Source organism: Nocardiopsis codii (genome assembly GCF_036327455.1).
GTDB lineage: Bacteria > Actinomycetota > Actinomycetes > Streptosporangiales > Streptosporangiaceae > Nocardiopsis > Nocardiopsis codii.
This window is the reverse complement of record NZ_JAUZMY010000010.1, coordinates 119,734-140,007: the sequence shown is the minus strand read 5'-3', so window position 1 is coordinate 140,007 and position 20,274 is coordinate 119,734. Positions and strand designations below refer to the sequence as shown.

Annotated in this window: 18 protein-coding genes; 12 read left to right on the top strand and 6 right to left on the bottom strand. The window is 74.8% G+C overall.

Going from position 1 to position 20,274, the window contains the following annotated elements:
• The 4 genes from Q8791_RS12495 to Q8791_RS12480 all read left to right on the top strand — a co-directional run bounded on the left by Q8791_RS12495 (position 1) and on the right by Q8791_RS12480 (position 2,994).
• Complete coding sequence (locus Q8791_RS12495) at positions 1 to 870, top strand: SMP-30/gluconolactonase/LRE family protein (RefSeq protein WP_330091827.1); 870 nt, start codon at positions 1 to 3, stop codon at positions 868 to 870.
• 491 nt (positions 871 to 1,361) lie between these two features.
• Entirely contained in the window at positions 1,362 to 1,805 is a 444-nt protein-coding gene (locus Q8791_RS12490; RefSeq protein ID WP_330091826.1) for a hypothetical protein, read from the top strand.
• Between the two features lie 212 nt (positions 1,806 to 2,017).
• Positions 2,018 to 2,296, top strand: a complete 279-nt coding sequence (locus Q8791_RS12485) for a hypothetical protein (RefSeq protein WP_330091825.1) — start codon at positions 2,018 to 2,020, stop codon at positions 2,294 to 2,296.
• 272 nt (positions 2,297 to 2,568) lie between these two features.
• Positions 2,569 to 2,994: a hypothetical protein gene (locus Q8791_RS12480; RefSeq protein ID WP_330091824.1), complete on the top strand. Its 426-nt coding sequence runs from the start codon at positions 2,569 to 2,571 to the stop codon at positions 2,992 to 2,994.
• 223 nt (positions 2,995 to 3,217) lie between these two features.
• Here Q8791_RS12480 and Q8791_RS12475 read toward each other — a convergent pair whose 3' ends face one another.
• The gene (locus tag Q8791_RS12475) at positions 3,218 to 3,733 is read right to left on the bottom strand and encodes a hypothetical protein (RefSeq protein WP_330091823.1); all 516 of its coding nucleotides are present in this window, start codon (positions 3,731 to 3,733) and stop codon (positions 3,218 to 3,220) included.
• A 701-nt stretch (positions 3,734 to 4,434) separates the two neighbouring features.
• Here Q8791_RS12475 and Q8791_RS12465 point away from each other — a divergent pair.
• Together Q8791_RS12465 and Q8791_RS12460 are read left to right on the top strand one after the other, a co-directional pair.
• Positions 4,435 to 4,674 (top strand): Scr1 family TA system antitoxin-like transcriptional regulator, encoded by a 240-nt coding sequence (locus Q8791_RS12465; RefSeq protein WP_330091822.1) that lies wholly within the window; start codon positions 4,435 to 4,437, stop codon positions 4,672 to 4,674.
• Complete coding sequence (locus tag Q8791_RS12460) at positions 4,671 to 4,841, top strand: DUF397 domain-containing protein (RefSeq protein WP_330091821.1); 171 nt, start codon at positions 4,671 to 4,673, stop codon at positions 4,839 to 4,841. The genes Q8791_RS12465 and Q8791_RS12460 overlap by 4 nt, the downstream gene beginning before the upstream one ends.
• A gap of 72 nt (positions 4,842 to 4,913) precedes the next feature.
• Here the strand turns inward: Q8791_RS12460 and Q8791_RS12455 are convergent, their stop codons facing one another.
• Positions 4,914 to 5,810, bottom strand: coding sequence for an oxidoreductase (locus Q8791_RS12455; protein WP_330091820.1), 897 nt, complete (start codon positions 5,808 to 5,810; stop codon positions 4,914 to 4,916).
• An 84-nt stretch (positions 5,811 to 5,894) separates the two neighbouring features.
• Here Q8791_RS12455 and Q8791_RS12450 point away from each other — a divergent pair, with 84 nt between their 5' ends.
• From Q8791_RS12450 to metX, 3 genes are all read left to right on the top strand, one after another.
• The gene (locus Q8791_RS12450; RefSeq protein ID WP_330091819.1) at positions 5,895 to 6,500 is read left to right on the top strand and encodes a TetR/AcrR family transcriptional regulator; all 606 of its coding nucleotides are present in this window, start codon (positions 5,895 to 5,897) and stop codon (positions 6,498 to 6,500) included.
• A 436-nt stretch (positions 6,501 to 6,936) separates the two neighbouring features.
• Positions 6,937 to 8,253, top strand: a complete 1,317-nt coding sequence (locus Q8791_RS12445) for a bifunctional o-acetylhomoserine/o-acetylserine sulfhydrylase (protein ID WP_330091818.1) — start codon at positions 6,937 to 6,939, stop codon at positions 8,251 to 8,253.
• Positions 8,250 to 9,425 carry a homoserine O-acetyltransferase MetX gene (metX, locus tag Q8791_RS12440; protein WP_330091817.1) on the top strand — a complete coding sequence of 392 codons (1,176 nt, stop codon included), beginning with the start codon at positions 8,250 to 8,252 and terminating at the stop codon, positions 9,423 to 9,425. Before Q8791_RS12445 ends, metX begins: the two co-directional genes overlap by 4 nt.
• Positions 9,426 to 9,503: 78 nt before the next feature.
• Here metX and Q8791_RS12435 read toward each other — a convergent pair whose 3' ends face one another.
• Both Q8791_RS12435 and Q8791_RS12430 read right to left on the bottom strand, forming a co-directional pair.
• Positions 9,504 to 10,475 carry an aldo/keto reductase gene (locus Q8791_RS12435; protein ID WP_330091816.1) on the bottom strand — a complete coding sequence of 324 codons (972 nt, stop codon included), beginning with the start codon at positions 10,473 to 10,475 and terminating at the stop codon, positions 9,504 to 9,506.
• Positions 10,476 to 10,677: 202 nt separating this feature from the next.
• The gene (locus Q8791_RS12430; RefSeq protein ID WP_330091815.1) at positions 10,678 to 11,493 is read right to left on the bottom strand and encodes a hypothetical protein; all 816 of its coding nucleotides are present in this window, start codon (positions 11,491 to 11,493) and stop codon (positions 10,678 to 10,680) included.
• Between the two features lie 122 nt (positions 11,494 to 11,615).
• On the opposite strand from Q8791_RS12430, the gene Q8791_RS12425 reads away from it, so the two are divergent.
• The 3 genes from Q8791_RS12425 (at position 11,616) to Q8791_RS12415 (ending at position 17,517) form a co-directional block, all read left to right on the top strand.
• Positions 11,616 to 13,259 (top strand): hypothetical protein, encoded by a 1,644-nt coding sequence (locus Q8791_RS12425; RefSeq protein WP_330091814.1) that lies wholly within the window; start codon positions 11,616 to 11,618, stop codon positions 13,257 to 13,259.
• A complete protein-coding gene (locus Q8791_RS12420; protein ID WP_330091813.1) occupies positions 13,256 to 14,602 on the top strand; it encodes a hypothetical protein in 1,347 nt (448 codons plus the stop codon). The genes Q8791_RS12425 and Q8791_RS12420 overlap by 4 nt, the downstream gene beginning before the upstream one ends.
• 152 nt (positions 14,603 to 14,754) lie before the next feature.
• Positions 14,755 to 17,517: a tetratricopeptide repeat protein gene (locus Q8791_RS12415; protein WP_330091812.1), complete on the top strand. Its 2,763-nt coding sequence runs from the start codon at positions 14,755 to 14,757 to the stop codon at positions 17,515 to 17,517.
• A gap of 154 nt (positions 17,518 to 17,671) precedes the next feature.
• Here Q8791_RS12415 and xylB read toward each other — a convergent pair whose 3' ends face one another.
• Positions 17,672 to 19,075, bottom strand: a complete 1,404-nt coding sequence (xylB, locus tag Q8791_RS12410; RefSeq protein WP_330091811.1) for a xylulokinase — start codon at positions 19,073 to 19,075, stop codon at positions 17,672 to 17,674.
• Between the two features lie 150 nt (positions 19,076 to 19,225).
• A complete protein-coding gene (locus tag Q8791_RS12405) occupies positions 19,226 to 20,191 on the bottom strand; it encodes a sugar-binding transcriptional regulator (RefSeq protein ID WP_330091810.1) in 966 nt (321 codons plus the stop codon).
• Positions 20,192 to 20,274: the final 83 nt, after the last annotated feature.

Sequence of the window (20,274 nt, the reverse complement as noted above, 5' to 3'; positions counted from 1 at the left end):
ATGGAACCGGCGATCAGGATCTGGAGCGACGACCGCTTCGAGCTCGGCGAGGGGGCGCGCTGGGTCGGCGGCGACCTGCTCATGGTGGACATCCTCCGCGGCCGCCTGCTGAGGCTGGACCCCCGTGGGCCGGGCCCGGCCCACGAACTCGCCTCCCTCGACGTCCCCCTGGGCGCGGTCGCCCCCGTCCGGCACCGGGACGGCGCGCTCGTGGCCGCCGCGGGCACCGGCGTGGCGCTGCTGACGGTGACCGGGGGAGGGGCCGCCGCCGTCGAGTGGCTGGGCCGCCCCGAGGACGGCGCGGCCACGCCGATGCGCATGAACGACGGCTGCTGCGACCCCCGGGGACGGTTCTGGGCCGGGTCGATGGCCTACGACAACACCCCCGGCGCCGGATCGCTCTACCGGGCCGACCCCGACGGAGGGGTCACGCGCGTCCTGGACGGCTACACCGTTCCCAACGGCCCCGCCTTCGCCCCGGACGGCTCCGTGATGTACCTGGCCGACAGCGCACAGGGGCGCATCGACGCCTATGCGCTGGACGCCGAGGGGATGCCGGGGGAGCGGACCGTGCTGGCCCGCGTCGACGGGGGCAGCCCGGACGGCATGCAGGTCGACGCCGAAGGGCACCTGTGGGTCGCGGTCTGGGGGGCGGGGTGCGTGCACCGCTACGCGCCCGACGGGACGCTGGACCGGGTGGTGGACGTGCCCGCCGCCCAGCCCACCAGCGTGTGCGTGGTCGGGGAGCGCGAACCCACCCTCATGATCACCTCTGCGACCGTGGGGCTCACGCACCCGGGTCCCGGCGACGGCGCGGTGTTCGCCCTTCCGGTGGACGTGCCCGCCGCGCCCGCGACGCCCTTCGGCTGAACCGGCGGGGGCTCCCGGGGCGCGCGGTTCGCCCGCGCCCCGGATCCCTGCCGCAACCTTCGAGGCTCCGACCGCCCCCGGTCGGGGCCTTCTGCCGTGCAGGGGGCCTGCTGCCGCGCCCCCCGGGGGCGGGTGCCCGGTCCGGGTTCGCCCTGCCCCGGGACGAATGCGCGTTCGTTGCGTGCTCGCGCGGGTACGTACTGTAGGGCAGTGCTCGTGATGGACCAGGGCCGCCCGGCGGCACCCCCTCCCACTACCCCGTCCGTGACCCCGGCCACCCGGCCGAAGGCCCCCTCGTTCCCCGTCTGCGCGCGGCCCAGCGCCGCCCGAGAACCCCGGCGGCCCACCGGACACGCCACACCTCCCTCGCGGCGGGCGGCCCGACGCCCCCTCCCTCCTCCCGGCCCCGGGGAGGGCTCCCGCGCACCCGTGGAGGACGACACGTCCGCGGAACCGCCCTGCTCCCCTCCCTCTCCGTAAAGGAAGACGACATGCCACGACACCGTCGGTTCGAGAAGAAGAAGGCGCAGACCCTCAAGCCCGGCGAGTGGACGTCGCTGGAGTTCACCTCCGTGGTGGACGCCGACCGAGGGGGCGAGGCCACCGGCAGCCTGTACAGCCTCGTCGGTGTCAACGAGAAGGACGGGGCCCTCTACGACTTCTCCGTCGGGGTGACCATCGCCGGCCTGTCCGACGGGGCCGAGGTGCAGATCCGCGCCACCGAGTACGGGCCCGACGGCGCGGGCGGGTGGGAGTACGCGCGCAACCGGCCCGTCGACAGCCCCGTGCATGCCGGGGGGAACGGCCACTTCACCTACACGTGGAAGGGCAGCCTGGCGAAGGGCCGGCGGGTGCGGGTGCGGCTGATCCAGCACGGCGACACCGACGCGTCCGTCACGTCGGCGACCTCGGACGTCTTCTACTGGCCCAAGTAGCCGCGGGCGAGGGGTCGGTGCAGCCGGACCGGCCCCTCGCCCGCCCTGCCGTCCCGAACCTGCCCGAACCGTCACGTACCGGTACGGGTCGCCCCGGAGTGGCGCCCGAGCGGCGTTCCGGGGGATCGGACCTGGAGTTCCCGGTTGTTTAGGACCCTCCGCCTCGGACAGATTCCAACACCCGGAGTCACTGTCAAGTGCGGAAGGTAGTCATGCGTCGAATCGCCGTCACCACGCTGACCGTCTCGGCTCTGCTGTGCGGTGCCGTCCTGGCCGTGCCCGCCCGCGCCGCGGCCATCCACACCTGCGCGCAGATCCTGTTCGACGAGCAGAGCACCGTGGCCTCGGGCCTGGACTGCGAGAGCAACGGGGAGCCCGGTCCGGGGGAGATGCACTCCGAGGAGGACGGCGCGATGTACGCCTGCGAGGAGATCACGCCCTCGGCCGACCGCGCGGACGCCACGGGCGCCGGGTGCCGCCCGCTGGACTGACCCGGGCCGCCACACCGACGGTACGGTTCACCGAGGTCAGGATGGGTGTCCTTGGTCAGGTCGGTGGGCCGGGACCGGGGTGAGGATGACGTGCGAGCCACTCCGGTTGGTAATATGCTGGTCACGCTGCGTGTTCAAAAGGTCACGTGCGGAGGCATGGTCGCGGACCTGCCACCGCCCTCGGCCCCTCGGTCGCGCAGCAACCGTCTCCTCCCTCCGGGAACGGAGTAACCCCGCATCCCCCCACTCGCCTGAGGCCACGGAAGAAGGACATGAGCATCCGTCAGACTGAACCCCATGTGAGGGAACTCCACGCCACCGCCCAGTCGCTGTGGCGCGCGGTCTACGAGGCCAGCGCCGTGATCTTCGCGGAGCGCACAGTGCACCAGGCGCGTCTCACCGACCTCGACGCCGACCAGCAGGAGGCCCGGGTCCGGGTCGCCCGCGCCCGGAGGGAGCTGGTCGGGGCTTTCGACGCCCGGGACGCCGGGAGAGTCGCGTCCGCCCAGCTGCACCTGAGGGAGTGCGAAGCCGACGAGGAGCGGATCACGCTCGCGGTGACCTCCGAGGCGCGCGCCCTGGTCCGCACGGGACTGACGGAGTTGGGCTCCATGCTGGAACAGGTCTGTCGGGCCCTCGACGCCGACCGGAGGGTGCAGGAGGCCGTGGTGCGCGACCACGGTCCCGCCACGGCCTGAAGGCGTGGGGTCGGTGTTCGCCCCGGGGGGGCGATGGGCCGACGCGTCGCGCGCCCCGTGCGGCCGGGGATCGGGGGAACCCGTGAAGCGCGCCGCCGGGAACGACGCGCGACCGGACGCCGTGGGCAGTCCGCCCCGCGACTGAGAACCACCGGGGCCCGTGCGGCGCGACGTCGCACGGGCCTCTCCTCGTGTGCGGAGCTCCGAGCCGCGGGGCGGCGGCTCAGAACGCGGACTCGGGTCCCCACGACACCCGCACCAGGCACTCCACCGATTCCGGTGGCGGGCTGAACCCCACCGCGTGGGCCTCCTCCGGGGTCATCCACAGGATCAGGTCCGGAAGGTCGTCCTCGTCCTCGTACGCGGACGCCACCGCGCGGAGCCGGTCCGACTCCAGGTCCGACCCTCCGCGCACGAAGCCCGCGCCCCATCGCATGATCCGCATGCCGTCCGGCACCAGGTGGTCGAGCGCGGGGACGCCGACCTTCGCGATCGGCCCGAGGCCGTCGGTGAGCTCCCGGGCGGCGCGCGCCTCGACGGTGTCCTCCCCGGAGGCCGCGTCGGCGCTCAGCACCTCGTGGCCGCACGGCTCGTACCGGGTGCGGACGGTCGGGAACTCGACCGGCCAGGGCCCGGACAGCGCCGAGTACCTGGGGGTGTGGTGAACTCGGGCGGCTGGGGCGCCGCACTCAGAGCAGAGAGTCATGGTCCGCCGGTACCCGGCCGGTGTGGTGCTCATGCGGAGCGGGACCTCCGCGGGGACCTCAACTGCGCTGGTCGCGGACCGAAACCCCGTGCGTCACTCCTGAAACACGATGTGTGATTGCCGCAGGTGAGGAGGCATGGAGACACTGCTGGTGGGCTGAGCCGCGCGTCGGCGGTCCGCTTCTCGGGCTCCCAGGGGTGGGCCGGGCTCCCGCCGCGGCCGGTGCGGCCGACCGCTGGGGGTATCCCCGGCGGCGGCGGTGGCGGTGGCCGTGACGGGAGGGGCCGGTGCCGGACTCATGCGCGTCAGGGGTTGTGTTGTCGGGTGCGCAGGGTGTCGATGAGTCCTGTGATGCGGGTGGCTGTGGTGTGGGCTCCGGTGTCGGTGGCCAGGGTGCGGGCTTCTTCCAGTGCGTGGACGAGGTGGTGGTCGGGGTGGGTGTGCAGGAGGGTGATGATCCGGGTCTGGGGGTATCGGCGGTGGCCGCCCAGGGTTTTGATCGAGGTGTGAGGTGGCCGTTCCTCTCCCAGCGGGTGATGGTTGTGGGGTCGACGCGGAAGAGGCGGGAGACCTCGCCGGGGGTGAGCAGGGCGGTGGCATCGGGCAGGTGGGGCCGGGGTCCGGTGGGCACGGTGTTTCTCCGTTGTTGTCTGTGTCGTTGTCAGGCTGGTTGTCGGACGTTGTTGCGGGAGCGGGGTCCGTTGTCGGTGACGCGGAGTTCGAGGCGGCGTGGGGTGCGTTCGATCTCGATGCGGATGACTCACCCGGGGATGTGCCCGCCGTTCCGGATCATGTCGCTCTCGAACGCCCAAACTGTGGTGTTTGTCGAGCATGCGCTCGGGGAGGTCGCTCGCAGCGAGGCACAGGACGTGTCCCGGATGAGTGCGCTCTTCGGGGCGATGCGGGCAGACGCGCTCGCTCCGGTCGAGTCGCTGTATCGCATCCGTGAGATGAGAAAGGAATATGCGGCATGACCTGGCACAAGTCCAGCTATAGCGGTGGTAATGGCGGGGATTGCGTGGAGGTCGCGGAAGGACCTACCACTCATCTTCGTGACACCCGGAACCGGGATCTGGGGTACCTGTCGACCGAGGCTTCTGAGTGGACGGCGCTACTGGCTGCGGTACGCGTCGCCTCGTAGCGGTGTAGTGAACCGGTCCCGCCCGAGGATGTTGGGCGGGACCGGTTCTGTGTGCGGCCGGGGCGTGCCGGATCAGGCGGATCGGAGGGAGTGCCGGGGGAACGCGACTCCCGTCAGGCCTTCGGAGACCTCCCACAGGCGTCGCGCCACCTCGGTGTCCTGCGCCCTCGCCGAGCGGCCGACCAGCTTCGGCGCACCGCGCCCCTCCAGGAAGCCGCTCGGGCCCGCGTAGCTGTCGCCCGGAATCCTCGCCACGGTCGCGTACAGGGTCGGCAGTGCGCCGGCGTCGTCGGTCTGAGCCAGAAGGGCGACCGCCCTCTGAATCAGGCGGCGCACGCGTTGCCGACCGTCGAACCTCACCAGGTTCGTGGCGGCCACGCCGGGGTGCGCGGCGGTCGCGATCACCGGTGAGCCGGCCTGGGTGAGGCGCCGCTGGAGCTCCGAGGTGAACAGCAGGTTGGCGAGCTTGGACTGCGCGTACGCGCCCATCGCCCGGTACGGCCTGCGCTCCCAGTTGAGGTCGTCGAAGTCGATCGACCCCGCCTTGTGGCCGTTGGACGAGACGGTGACGACCCGTTCCCGGATCCGCGGCAGGAGCAGGTTCGTGAGTGCGAAGTGCCCCAGGTGGTTGGTCCCGAACTGCAGCTCGAAGCCGTCGGCGGTGCGGGTGGGCGGCGGGAACATGACGCCCGCGTTGTTGATCAGGATGTCGACGGGCTCGGTGAGGTCCGCGGCGAACGCGCGGACCGAGGAGAGGTCGGCGAGGTCGAGCTGCCGGACCTCGACGTCACCGGTCATCTCGGCGGCGGCCTCCCGCCCCTTCTCGACGCTGCGCACGGCGAGCACCACGCGCGCGCCCCTGGCTGCGAGGCTGCGGGCTGCTGCCCGGCCGATCCCGCTGTTCGCACCGGTGACGACGACCGTGCGACCGGTCATGGAGGGGATGTCCGAAGCGGTAAATGTTGTCATGGGCTACAAAGTAGTCAGCGCAAACAAAGTAGTCAACAGCAACAAAGTAGGCGTCGAAAACATGGTCTGGTACCGTGGGGACCCATGTCAGACGTGACCGAAGAGCGGCCCTACCACCACGGAAACCTTCGAGCTGCCCTGCTCGACGCTGCCGAGCGCGTCCTGCGCGAACGCGGCGCGGACGAGCTGTCGCTGCGCGACCTCGCCAGGGAGGTCGGCGTCAGCCACGCCGCTCCGCGCCGGCACTTCCCGGACCGCCAGGCGCTGCTCGACGCGCTCGCCGAGTCCGGCTTCGCCCAGCTGGACGCGGCACTGCGCTCCGCCCTGGCCGACGTGGACGAGGACTTCCCCTCGCGCGTCAAGGCCACCATGACCGCCTACACCCGCTTCGCCACCGAGAACGCCGCGCTCCTGGAGCTGATGTACGCCAGCAAGCACCGGCCTGGTGCGACGGGGATCGCCAAGGCGGCCGAAGCGCCGTTCGGGCTGATGTCCGAGCTGATCACCCAGGGGCAGGACGAGGGCGCACTCCAGGCGGGCGACCCCGAGCGGATCGGCATCGTCCTGTTCGCGACCCTCCAGGGCATCGCCTCGATGATCAACGGCAACTTCGTCAGACCGGAACTGCTCGACGCGCTCGTGGAGACCGCGGTCGAACAGTTGCTGCGCGGCGCCCGCCCGCTCCCGTAGGGGCCCGGAGCCCGGCGGGCTCGTGCGTCACCTCCGGAACGAGGCGCCCGGTGGTCGCGGAGTCCCTGCCGGGCTCCCTGTCCGCGGTCGGGTTCCGTGGGGTCCACGGTCGGAGTGCTGTCGTCCGCCCGGGTCGCGGGCGCGCAGTCCCCGTGAGCCCGTCGGGCATGGTCGGGGGCCTCGCGGGTGGTCGGCGGAAAGGGCCCGGGGGTGCTCGCGCGAGGTGGCCCATGCCGTGCCGATCCGTGGGTCGGGGCGAGGGCGACTGTCCGCGGGCGCGCGGGGGTGACGGGACGCCCCGCCCCCGGTCGGGGTGCGGAGGCAGGGCGGCGGTGCGGGCGGGGGATTTCGGGAATCGCTGGTGTCTGAGCAGGAACGGGTGCTAGCCTCCACCCATTCCCTACTTTTCCGATCTGGATTAAAGGCAGAGGTGCACATGACCGCTGAGACCGCCCCCGAGCAGGCCTGGTCCTTCGAGACCCAGCAGATCCACGCCGGGGCCGTGCCCGATCCCGCCACCAACGCCCGCGCCACGCCCATCTACCAGACGACCTCCTACACCTTCCGCGACACCCAGCACGGTGCCGACCTGTTCAGCCTCGCCGAGCCCGGCAACATCTACACGCGCATCGGCAACCCCACGCAGGACGTGCTGGAGCAGCGCATCGCCGCCCTGGAGGGCGGGGCCGCGGCCGTCGCCTTCGCGTCCGGTTCGGCCGCCGTCACCGGCGCCGTCCTCAACCTCGTCGGCGCGGGCGACCACATCGTCTCCAGCGCCCTCCTCTACGGCGGCACCTACAACCTCTTCCACCACACACTGCCCAAGCTCGGCGTCCAGGTGAGCTTCGTGGAGGACCAGGACGACGCCCGGGCCTGGAGGGACGCCACCCGGCCCGAGACCAAGCTGTACTTCGCCGAGACCCTCGCCAACCCCGGCGGCAACGTCCTGGACGTGCGCCTGGTCGCCGACACCGCCCACGCGACCGGGGTCCCCCTGGTCGTGGACAACACAGTGCCCACGCCCTACCTGCTGAGGCCCATCGAGCACGGCGCGGACATCGTCGTCCACTCCGCCACCAAGTACCTCGGCGGCCACGGCACCACCGTCGCGGGCGCGGTCGTGGACGCCGGAACCTTCGACTTCGGCGCCCACGGCGACCGCTTCCCCGGCTTCGTGGAACCCGACCCCAGCTACCACGGGCTCCGCTACTGGGAGGCACTCGGCCCCGGCGCGTACGCCGCCAAGCTCCGCGTCCAGGTGCTGCGCGACACCGGAGCCGCCATCGCGCCGCTCAACAGCTTCCTCATCCTCCAGGGGATCGAGACGCTCTCCCTGCGGATCGAGCGCCACGTCGCCAACGCCCAAGCCCTCGCCGAGTGGCTGGAGGCGCGCGACGAGGTCGAGACGGTCTACTACGCGGGCCTGCCGTCCAGCCCCTTCCACGAGCAGGCCCGGACGTACCTGCCCCGGGGTGCGGGCGCGGTCGTCTCGTTCGACCTGCGCGGGGGCGTCGACGCGGGCCGGGCCTTCGTGGACGGGACCGAACTCTTCAGCCAGCTGGTCAACATCGGCGACGTGCGCAGCCTCATCGTGCACCCCGCCAGCACCACGCACAGCCAGCTCGCCGCCGAGGAGCAGGCCGCGGCCGGGGTCACCCCGGGCCTGGTCCGGCTCGCGGTCGGCCTGGAGCACGTGGACGACCTCAAGGCCGATCTGGAGCTGGGCTTCCGGGCGGCCAAGGCCCACCAGTGACCGAGGCGCCCAGCCGTCCCGCCGCCGGAGGGTGGCGGGACGGCGACCCCGCCGGGGGGCGGAGATGGGTCGCGCTCGACGCGCCCCTGCTCCTGGAGTCGGGGGAGTCCCTGCCCGGGGTCCGCATCGCCTACGAGACCTGGGGGCGGCCCAACGCGCACGGCACCAACGGGATCCTGGTGCTGCACGCCCTCACCGGGGACTCGCACGCCGCCGGGCCGGCGGGGCCCGGGCACGCCTCCCCCGGCTGGTGGGAGGGCATGGTCGGCCCCGGCCTGGCCCTGGACACCGACCGCTACTTCGTGGTCGCCCCCAACGTGCTGGGCGGCTGCCAGGGAAGCACCGGCCCCTCCTCGCCCGCCGAAGGCGCCGTGCCCCGCCGCCCGCCGGGAGCGGCGGGACCCGGCGTGCGGGCGTGGGGGAGCCGGTTCCCCCGGATCACCCTGCGCGACACGGTGCGCGCCGAGGTGGCGCTGGCCGACGCCCTGGGCATCGACTCCTGGGCGGCGGTGGTCGGCGGATCCATGGGAGGGATGCGCGCGCTGGAATGGGCGGTGACCTTCCCCGACCGGGTGCGCCGGGCCCTCGTCCTGTCCTGCCCCGCGGTCACCTCCGCCTGGCAGATCGCCTGGGCTGCGCCCCAGCTGCACGCCGTGCGCTCGGACCCGGACTGGCGCGGCGGCGACTACCACGGCACCGGCCGCGCGCCCGCCGCCGGGCTCGGGGTGGCACGGCGGATCGCCCACGTCACCTACCGGGGCGCGGGCGAGCTGGACGCCCGGTTCGGGCGTGCGCCGCAGGACGGGGAGGACCCGGCCGGGGGCGGCCGTTTCGCGGTCGAGTCCTACCTCGACCACCAGGCCTGGAAGCTGGCGCGCCGGTTCGACCCCGCCAGCTACGTGCTCCTGACCGAGGCGATGAACGGCCACGACGTGGGCCGCGGGCGGGGAGGCGTCGCGAACGCGCTGCGCCGCCTGCCCGAACGCACCGTCGTGGCCGGGGTGAGCAGCGACCACCTGTACCCGCTGGAACAGCAGGAGTTCATCGCCCGGCACCTGCCCGTCCCCGGGAGGGCGCGGGTGATCGACTCCCCGTACGGGCACGACGGGTTCCTCGTCGAGGTCGACAGGGTGGCCGGTCTGGTCCATGAGCTCCTGGCCGACGCAGCCTGAGGCCGGGGACGGGGAGACCGTCCCCGGCGGGGAGCCGAGCACCGCGGCCGTCCGGACCCGGGCCCACGGGACCGGGGCTCACGAGACCCGGGCGCGCCCGGGGTCGGAGTCCTCGGACAGCAGGTCGGTCGACTCCTCGTCCAACCGCAACTGGTTGACCGCCAACAGGTCGGTGAGCTGGTCGGTGGTGCGGGCACTGGCCAGCACCGACACCACGGCGGGCCGGTCCGACAGCCACGACAGCGCGACCGAGGCCGGGGAGACGCCGTTGCGGGCGGCGACCGCGTCCAGGGCGCTCAGGACCAGCGCGCTGCGCGGATCGTCCAGGTAGGCGCGGGCCGCACCCGAGCGAGGGCTGTCCACCTCCGGGCCGCCCGTCCGGTACTTGCCGGTGAGGAAGCCGCGGGCCAGCCCGAAGTAGGGCAGCAGGGCCAGGCCGCGCTCCAGGGCCAGCGGCACCAGGTCGTCCTCGATCCCGCGCTCCATCAGGTTGTAGTGCGGTTGCACGCACACCGGGGCGTGCAACCCCTGGTCGGCGCAGATGTCCATCCACTCGCGGATGCGCGCGGGGCTGTGGTTGGACAGGCCGATGTACCGGATCCGGCCGTCGTCCACCAGCTCGGAGAACGCCCGCGCGCTCTCGGCGAGCGGGGTGTCCGGGTCGTCGAAGTGGGCGTAGTAGAGGTCGATCGCCTCCACGCCGAGCCGTGCGCGCGAGGCGTCCGCGGCGGCGTGGACGTTGGCGGCGGACAGGCCCTGGAACTCCGGGTGCTTGCTTACCTTGGTCGCCAGGACCAGGTCGTCGGGACGGCCGCGGGCCGCCAGCCAGCGGCCGATGATCCTCTCGGACTCGCCGCCGTGGTTGCCCTCGGCCCACATCGAGTAGGAGTCGGCGGTGTCGACGAAGGCGCCGCCTCCGGCGACGAACGCGTCGAGGACCTGGAAGGAGGTGTCCTCGTCCGCGGTCCAGCCGAAGACGTTCCCGCCCAGGCACAGGGGGGATACGCGCAGGTCGGTGCGGCCGAGCGGTCGAAGCTGTGCGTCGTTCATGCTCACCGTGTTCCGTCGGGTGTTGTGGTGCCGCGGACAGGTTAGGGCAGAGTCGGCCGACGGGCCACCGCCGCGTCCCGGTGCGCTCGTACCGGCCCCGACCGCGGGGAGGGCCCGCTCCGGTGCGCACCTGCCGTCCGGGCGTGCCCGGACCGGCCCGCGGAGGGGGCGGGCACACCCGCGGACGGCCGCCCGGACCGCCTCACCGGGCCCCGGGGTTGGCGGCGGTCTGCAGGACGACCTCGTCCTCCCGCTCGGGCAGGTAGTACACGGTCAGGACCCGCCCCACCTGCACGCTCACGACCGACGAGGCGGGCAGGACCTTCACGACCGACGTGTGGAAGACGGACCCGTCCGGACGGGTCACCCCCAGGCCGATCTCCATCTCCGGATTGCCGTCGAGCAGGTGCCCGGTCGGCCGCACCGAGGAGACGACCCCCTGCGCCCGCGTCCCGCGCGCCGCGATGTCCAGGTTGCGCTCGGTCGTCAGGCCCGCCCGCACCATGACCGCGTTGTAGGCGGCCTGGACCAGGGCCGGATCGTCCCCGCGGTCCAGGGCGACCACGCCGGGCCGGTCGTGCAGATAGCGGACCGGCAGCACCGTGCCCGGGACCAGGTCGGCCAACTGGGTGATGTCGACGACCTGCTTGGCGACCGCGGTGAACCGGCGCCCCTCCGGGGTCTCGACGTCCATGCTGATCGCCAACTGCGGCTGGTCGTTGACGCTGACTCCGGTGCGGACCACCCCGGTGACGGTCCCGATCGCGACGGGCGCGCCCGCCATCTCCTTCGCGCCCAGCCCGCCCCCGAGTCCGCCGAGCACGGACGCCGCCCCCAGCAGAGGCAGCGTGGTGGCCATCATGACCAGCGCCACGACGGGCGCCCACACGTTCTCCGACCAGGGGCTGACGAACGCGTCGGGGGACGCGCTCACCCCCGCCCACAGGTACCAGCCGACCAGACCGGCCGCCACGAGCGCCTCCGTGAGGACCACCGACCGCACCACTGTCCTGACCATGGATGTCTCCCTCTCACGTTCTCGACCTTCGCTCACACCCAGCCAATCCGGCCGGTAGGGCCTACCGATCCCAGGTTCGGACCGGCCGCGGGCCGGTGGCGGCGTCCCGGTAACCTCGTCCTGTGCCAGCGATTCCCCTCGGGGCGCTCCAGCCCCGGTCCCAGGTCGTCGACCGGGCCTGGCGAGAGCTCGGCCCCGGACTCGAACCGCTCAGCGGTCCCGGCGGCGCCCCGCTCACCCGCGCCGTCAAACTCCTCGTGCTGCCGCTCGTCCTGCGCCCGGTCCTGCGGCCGGAGCTGGCCGGGGACCTGCTCACCGCCGAGGCCGCCGACCTGGCCGCAGGGCTCCTGCGCGCGGACGGGACGCGCCTGGCCGCCGCCGCCCGCTGGTTCACACTGCTCAAGCGGGTCCGCCGGGCCCTACGGGTGGTCGGCGGGAACCCGCAGGACCTGTACTTCCAGCGCTGCTACGAACTCGCCGCCGAACACGGCGCCCCAGAACCCCCGGCAGCGGAGGGGACCGCGCGGCAGGTGGTCCTGGAGCTGGCCGCACGGGGCGACGGACGCACCGTGGCCGCCCTCAAGGCCCACCTGCGCGACCCCGTGAGGGCGCGGGCCGCCGACGAGGCCCTGTCCCGGGCCTGGGAGGAACGCGCCGTCCCCGCCCTCCCGGGCGCCGTCCCGCACACGGACGCGCTGGCCCTCGCCGACGCCGTCCTGGAGGGCTGCGCGGCCCCAGGCGGCCCGGCCTCCGACCGCCGCGACTCCGACCGCGGCGCCCCCTCCGCGCGGACACACGGCGCGGGGGAGACGGGCCGCCGGAACGCCGGAGGGGCCGCCGACCCCGGCACCGCGGAGAAGGCACTGGCCGCGCTGGTCCGCGACCTCCACGGCTCGCGACTGGGGGCGGCGCTGTGGGTGTCCGGTTCCGTCGCCGCCTGGGGCGCGGAAGGCGCACCCTCCCACCTCGGGTTGAGCGCCGGTCCCGTGCCTGCGCGCCCCGGAGTGGGGAGCACCGCGTCCACCGCGGCCCTTCCCGCGCCCCTGGACCGCACCCTCTACGAGAGGGTCTTCACCGTCCTACGGGCGCCCGGACACCCCGACCTGCCCCCGGTCCCGGAACTGGTCGCCGCCGAGACCGCGCGCAGCTGCTCCCCGCTCGGCCTGTCCGACGAGTCGCTGCGCGTGGCACTCCTGGTCGGGGGGCGGCTCGCCGCGGGACTCGACCCGCTCGGGACCGACCCGGGGCCCACCCGGGCGCACCGCGCCATCGACCGCCGCTGGCGCCGCGAGTCCTCCGTGGCCCGCGCCCGGCGCATGACCGTCTCGCCCCCCGCCCCCCGGAGCGCGGCGGACGCGCCCTCCGGTCCGCTCGGCGCCGGCCTCCCGGGCGGGCTCCCGCAGGCCGGAGGGAGCCCACAGGCCGACGGCACCCCGGCCCCGGGCCCGTCGGCCGCGGCGCTTCCGGGACCAGGGACCGTGCCGGACGACGGGGCGACGGAGACCCGGACACCGGCGCCACCCTTGTCCGGGGAGGACCTGCTCGCCGGCCTCGGCCGCTCCCTGCGTACCCCTTGGGTCGCCTACACCCGCCGCCTGTGGGCGCGCCTGCACGGCCGCGACGTCCACGCCGCAGGGATCGGCGGCCCCGCCGAGCTGTGGTCCCTGCTCGACGGCGTCGCCTACTCCGTGCTCATGGACCACCGGGCCCGCGTGCGCGCGGCACTGCGGACCCTGACCGACACCACCTCCGGGAGCGCGGCATGACCGGGATCGAGGTGCGGGCGGAGGAGGGCGGGGTGAGCGTGACCGTCGAGGGACGGGGCCGCGCCCCCGCGTTCGGCCGATCCGTCCTCGACGCGGCCGGTGCGCTGCTCACGTGGCCCGACATCACCGGACGGGGCTCCGACGGAACCGGTGCCGTGCGTCCGGGAACCTCCGGGGGCGCCGTCCTCCCGGACGCGTTCGTGGACTCGGTGTCCGACGCCCAGACGTGGCTGTGGGCCGTGTACGGGGCCGGGGTGGCGCGCGCCGTGGACGCCTGCGCGACCGGACGGGCGCGCACGCTGCGCACCTCCGCCGATCCGGGCGCGCTCGCGCACGACCTGCACCGGTTGGCCACGGGCCACTGGGCGGCCCGGTGGTGGCCCGCCTCCCACCTGGACGGGATTCCCGCGCTCGACGCGGACCTGCTCGGACTGGAGCTGGCGGCGCTCACCCACCGCTGCCAGCAGGTGTGGGACGCCGACCGGGACCCGGCCGCCGAGCTGGTCCTCGAACACCGCGCGGGGATCGCCCCGCTGATCGGCTGGTGGCGAGCCGACCCGTACGCCGTCGCCGACGTGCTCGCGGCGGTGCGCGCCGTGGCCGACGACGCGGGGCTCGACGGCGACGACCTGGACGAACTCGCCGCGCCGGCCGCCCCCGAAGGCGTCCGCGCCCCCGCCGACCCCTACGCCCCGCCTCCGGGGACGGCCGCCCGAGCGGGCGTCATCGCCCCCCACTGGCCAAGGGCCCTGCCCGACTCCCACGCCCTCGCCGCCGCCGGCGGCGTCGCAGGCCTGCCGCCGGGAGCCAGGCTGATCGCACGCGGTACGGGGACCAACGACTGGTGCCGTCACCCGCCCGGGTTCGTGGACGCCTCCGAGGAGGCCGTCACCTGGACCGCGTTCGCCCACGGCTCCCGGCGCGCCGTCCGGGTGAGCGCGGTGGCGGGGGCCGCCCGACCGGCCCCGGGCGTGCGGCCGGTCGCCGAGGTCGGCGCAGACGGAGCCGCACCCGCGCGCGCCCGGTGCGAGCGCACGGCGGACACCTGGACCGGAGTCGTGGACACCGCGCTGCCGGACACGGCCGCGCCGGCCCTGGACGTCCAGGTGGTCCTGCCCGGGTTCGACCCGGGACCCCAGCACCCGGACGCCGCCCGCCGGACCCGGGAGGGGCTGCGCGCGCTGGCCCGTCGCCGCCTGGCCGCAGCCGCCCCGCCCGGTTCCGGACACGGTTCGAACGGGGCCGTCCGCAGCGAAGGCCCCGGCGCCCCCGACGGCGCCGGCCCGGACCCCGCGCCCTTCCTCGCCGAGGTCGTCGCGGCCCACATCGAGGAGGACTTCTGATCGGCTTCGGTGAACCCTTCGACGCGGGGCTGGCCCGCTGTGAGGCCCTCCTCCGGCAGGGGGACCTCGCCGCCGCGGAGGGAGTCCTCCAGGAACTCCTCACGCGTGCCGAACACCTCCAGGACAGCCCCGACGCGCGCTTCCTCCAGGGGATGCTGCTGACGGACATCGGCATGACCCGCTCCGGGAGGGGAGCCCCGGGCGACGGCGTCCCCGCCCTGGACCGGGCACTCGTCCTCCTGCGCGGAACGGAGGCGCACGCCACCGGCCCCCGGGGCCGGCCCGTGTGGCTGGCCACCCTGCTCAAGGCCCTCATGGAACGCGCCGAGGCCGCCCGCAGGGCGGGCGACCACGACACCGCCGCGGCGCTGCTGGACGAGGGGGAGCGCCGCGCGGAGGAGCCGTCCGACGACGGCACCCGACGGGCCGAACTCGCCGGAGCCCGGGCGCGGCTCCTCATGGACCGCGGCGACTGGGGAGCGGCGGAGGAACTCCTCACCGCGGCACTCGCCGCCGCACCCGACGGCATCAGCACGGTCCCCTACCTGCTCACGTCCCTGGGCCTCGTCCTGGCGAGCACCGGCCGACCCGACCAGGCCGAGGACCACCTCGACCGCGCCGGCGAGCACTTCCGCGTCCTGGAGCGCTCCGACGCCGAACCGGCGTTCCTCACCGGCCACCGGGGGTTCGCGGCCGTGCGCCGGGGCGACCTCGACGAGGCCGAACGCCTCTACCACCAGGCCTCCGTCGCCCTCGAACGCCAGGGGGACCACGTCTCCCTGGCCGTCTGCGAGCAGGCCCGGTCGCTGATCGCCCAGGCCAGGGGGTCCGCGGACGCGGCCCGCGCACTGGCCGCCTCGTCGCTGTCCCGCTTCGAGGGCCTGGGGGTGCGCCTGGCCGCGGCGGACAGCCTCGTCGTCTCCGCCCGGCACGCGTTCGACGCCGGTGACCACCTGGCCATGAAGGACATGTGCGAGCGCGCCCGAGCCGTCTTCGAGGAGATGGGCGCCTACGAACGGTGCGCCCAGACCGACTTCCTCGTCGCCCGCGCGGTCACCGGACTGCTGAGGGCGGGCCGCTTCGAGGGGCACGAACGCGAGGCCCTGGACTCCGCGCTGGCCCTGGTGCTCCCGGCGGCACTCGCCCTGGAGGCGATGCGGACCGGCTTCGCCACCGGGCACGCCCGCGACCAGTGGTCGGCGCTCTCCCGGAGCGCCGTCCGGCTCGTCTTCGAGCTGGCCCTGCTGCGCCAGGACCAGGGGCTCCTGTTCGAGTTGGTCGAGTTCCGCTGCGCGGGGGCGACCCTGGCCCCCGTGCCCGAGTCGGAGGGGCCCTTCCCCGGACCGGCCGCCAGGAGCCCCCTGGGCCCCCCGGCCCCCGCACGGCCGCCCGGGTCCTCCCGCGCGGGAGGACCCGAACCGGACGCCGCCCTCGCGGCGGGGAGCCACGGAGGCGGGGAGGCACAGGGCGCCGACGGGCTCAGGGTCGCCCTGCCGCCCCGGGTCCTGATGGGGGAGGGCACCGACCGCACCGCCCTCCGGGAGTACGTCGACGAGGCCGAGGCGCGGTACAGGCTCCGGGTGACCTCGGCCCTGACGGTCGTCGCCACCGCAGGCCCGTCCCCCTCGTTCCCGTCCCCGGCGCCGACCGTGCTGGTCCGGCTCGCGGACGCCGGAGACCTCTTCATGACCTGGCGCTGGACGCTCGGGGCCCAGGGCTTCGGCACCGGATACGCGCCGGGCGGTGACGCGGACGCGGTGACGGCCGAACTCGCCGCCGCGCTGCCCGGCTCCGGTGAGGACGTCGCCGAAGCCGTCGCGGGCGGCGCCATGACCGACCCCTCGCGGGAGCGGGACCTCGCCGCGCGGCTGGCCTCGGTCCTGTGGCCGCCCCAGCTCACCGAGCAGATCCGCCAGGTGGGGGAGGGGACCGGCGTCCGCCCTCTGGTGCGGGTGCAGCCGTCCCCGCGCACCGGGCAGGTGCCCTGGGAACTCCTGGCCGTGGACGGGGACCAGCGGTTGCTCGACCTGGCCGACGTCGTGCTGGCCGCACCGCTCGCGCTGGGAGCACAGGCCCCGGACCCGACACAGGCCCCGACACCGGAACCGGCGCCGTCCCCAGCGGAGGCCCCCGCCCCCGCCGTCCTCGTCCTCGACCCCCGGGTGCCGGGCTTCCGCGCCGACTCCCCGCTCGGCTCGGTCCTGGGCCGCCCGGGCACCGACCCCGACCTGCTGGACCTGGTCCGCGCACACCGGGACGCGGGCGACATGCTTCCCGCGGTCACCGCCCCCGAGGAGGCCCTGCGCCGCACCGACCTGGACCGGGACTGGCTGGGTCGCGCCCTGCGCGGCGGCGCCCGGCGCCTGCTCTACGTCGGCCACGTCACGTCCGCCCCCGTCGAGGGCGGCCAGAGCGAGGACGCCCGCCTGCACCTGTGCTGCGGCCGGGGGACCGAGGGCCGCGCCGAGGTCGTCCGATCCCACCGGCCGCTCTCCGCCAAGGACCTGCTCACGGGCACCGCCGACGGCCGCGCCGGGGCGGAGGTCTGGCCGTCACCGCCCCGGGTGGCGCTCATCGCCTGCGAGAGCGGCGCGGACACCCGCTTCACCGAGTCCTTCGGGCTGGCCTCGGCGATGCTGCGCAACGGTGCGGACCTGGTCACCTCCGCGCGGTGGGTGCTGCCCACCAACCTCGCCCTGCACCGCTTCGGGGAGGTCCCCGCGGACCAGCGCCCCCTCTCCGCCCTGGTGGCCGCCGTGGACGCCGCCCACGACGCCCCCGACCCCGTGCGGGCGCTCGCGGACTGGCAGCGCTCCCTGCTGGACCGCTGGCGTATCGGGGGAGACCCTGCCGCGACCCCGCTGGTGTGGGCGGCACTGACCACCGCCACCGCCGAGCCGCCCAGGAGCGCCTGACCCGGCGTCCGGCCCGCGTTGCCGCGGGGCGGCCGGGACCCGGTTCGAGGCACGCGGGCCCGGAGCCCGGCCCGCCACGGGGCCGGGAGCCGAACGGCCGATCCCGCACCCGGCCGCCGCCCGCCCGTCCGTCCGGGCGCCCCGGATCGCCCGGTCAGACCCCGTGGAGGGACTTGCGCGCCTCCGCGTAGTTGCGCCGCACCTGCGGCGCGTCCACGGGCGCGACCGCGTCACCCTCGCCGAGGTCCCAGACCGGCGGCTCGGCCGTCCCCGCCAGCGCCCAGGCCGCCTGCCGCGCGGCACCGACCGCGACGTACTCGGCGGGCGGGGGCACCGCCACCGGGACCCCCAGGACGGTCGACGCCACCGCGCGCACGGCGGCCGACCGGGCGGCCCCGCCCACGAGCAGGACCCTGCCCACCGGGACACCGGTACCGGTCATGGCGGACAGGCCGTCGGCCAGGCCGCACAGCATGCCCTCCACGGCCGCCCGCGCGATGTTCTCCGGCCGCATGTTGGCCCGCCGCAGCCCGTGCAGCGAGCCGGCCGCGTCGGGCAGCACCGGCGTGCGCTCGCCGTCCAGGTAGGGCAGCAGCACGAGCCCCTCCGCCCCCGGCTCGGCGGCCAGCGCGAGCGCGTCCAGCCCGGCCAGGTCCACGCCGAGCATCCCGGCGGTCGCGCCGAGGACCCGCGCCGCGTTCAGCGTGCACACCAGCGGCAGGAACCGCCCGGTCGCGTCGGCGAACCCGCAGATGATCCCGTCGGGGTCCTGGCTCGGCCCCTCGCTCGCCGCGAACACCGTCCCGCTGGTCCCCAGGGACACCACGGCGTCGCCCGGACGCAGGCCCAGCCCCAGGGCGGCGCCCATGTTGTCGCCGGTCCCGGGGGCGATCACCGCGCCCGACGGCGTGTGCCCCACGACCTCGGCCGGCCCGGCCACCCGGGGCACCTCCAGCTCACGCCCGAACGCCCTGACCAGCAGGTCGGTCCGGTAGGACTCCTCGGTCGGCGACCAGTACCCGGTGCCCGAGGCGTCGCCCCTGTCGGTGACGGGCAGGACCGCGTCCCGTGCCCCGCCCGCCCCGCCGCCCGCCAACCGCCAGGTCAGCCAGTCGTGGGGGAGCATCACCCCGGTCGCGCGGGCGGCGTTCTCCGGCTCGTGCTCGGCCAGCCAGCGCAGCTTGCTGACGGTCAGGCTGGCGTTGGGCACGTTGTCCACGGCCTTCACCCAGGCCGCGGGCCCGCCCAGCTCCTCGATCAGGTCGCGCACGGCCCCCGCCGAGCGGGTGTCGTTCCACAGCAGCGCGGGACGGACGACGTCGCCGTCCCCGTCCACGGTGACCATGCCGTGCTGCTGTCCGGCGACGGCGACCGCCGCCACGTCGTCGAGCAGGCCGGAGGAGGCCTCCTCCAGAGCGGTCCACCACTCGCGGGGATGGACCTCGGTTCCGTCGGGGTGCGGCGCGCGAGCCTCGCGCACCACCGCTCCGCTGTCCGCGTCGCAGACCACGATCTTGCAGGACTGGGTCGAGCTGTCGATTCCGGCGACCAGTGCCATGTCGGCTCCGTGAGGGTGAGGGGGTGGGTGCTTCGGAGTGTGGCAGTTCGGAGAGTGACGGTTCGGTGCGGGGTCGTGGCGGACGGCGGGCCGGGGGCGCGGGCCCGGCCCGCGGGCGCGGGGCGCGCGCGGCCCCGCCGCGCCCGCGGGTCAGCCTACGGAGCCTCCCGGTCCGCCCGCCGCCTCGATGAGCGTGCGCGCGGTCGTGGTGTCGGTGACCAGTGAGGACACCACGCCGGTCTTGAGGACGGAGTGGATCGCCTGCGCCTTGCCCGCGCCCCCGGCGACCGCGACGACCTCGGGCACGTCGCGCAGCTGTTCCAGGGTGATGGCGATGATCCGCGAGGTCAGCTCCGGTGCGGTCGGTGTGCCGTGGACGTCCACGGTCCGGGCGCACACCTCGGCCTGCACGCCCTCGCGTTCGAGGGCGGCGCCCTCGGCGGGGGAGAGGGCGTCCCGGACCAGGGACAGGGTCGGGGACCAGGATCCGATGGCGACGACGGCCTTGTCCAGCTCCCCGTAGCGCTGCATGGCTCCGGCCACCTGTGGCTGGGCGCGCAGGGCGTCGGCGGTGCCGGGGTCGGAGACCACGAGCGGGGCGTAGATGGGGTAGGCCGGGCCGCGGGCCAGGCTGGCCACCCGCCGGACCAGCTCCACCGAGTTCTCCTCCACGCCGCCGGGGAGCACACCGGTCAGCTGCACGACCGTGCACCGGGGCAGCTCGTCCAGGGCCAGCGTCATCGCGTTGAGGGTGCGCGAGCAGGCCAGGCCGAGGGTGTCGTCCTCCTCCAGGATCTCGGTGAGGTACTCGGCCGCGATCCGGCCCAGTCCGCGGTGCATGGCGCCGCCCTCGCCGGGGTTGACGACCGCGATCGCCTGGTGCAGCCCGTAGGCGGTCCGCAGCTGGTGGGAGAGGTCGGTGTCGACCTCCGTGGGCTCGGCGATCTCGATGCGCACGATGCCCGCGGCCCGGGCGTCGTCGAGGATGCGCGCGACCTTGAACCGGCTGATCGCGAAGTCCTCCGCGATGCGGATCTTGGACTCTCCGCCGATGTAGTACCTGCGCGCGATCGCTGTGGCGCGGATCAGCTCCGCCGGTCGGAACGCGGGTTTCATCGACAGCCTCCAGAGATGTTGCTCATATGAGCATCCTTTCGCTCATTATTGCATCCCACCTTGACCCGTGACACCAGTCACAA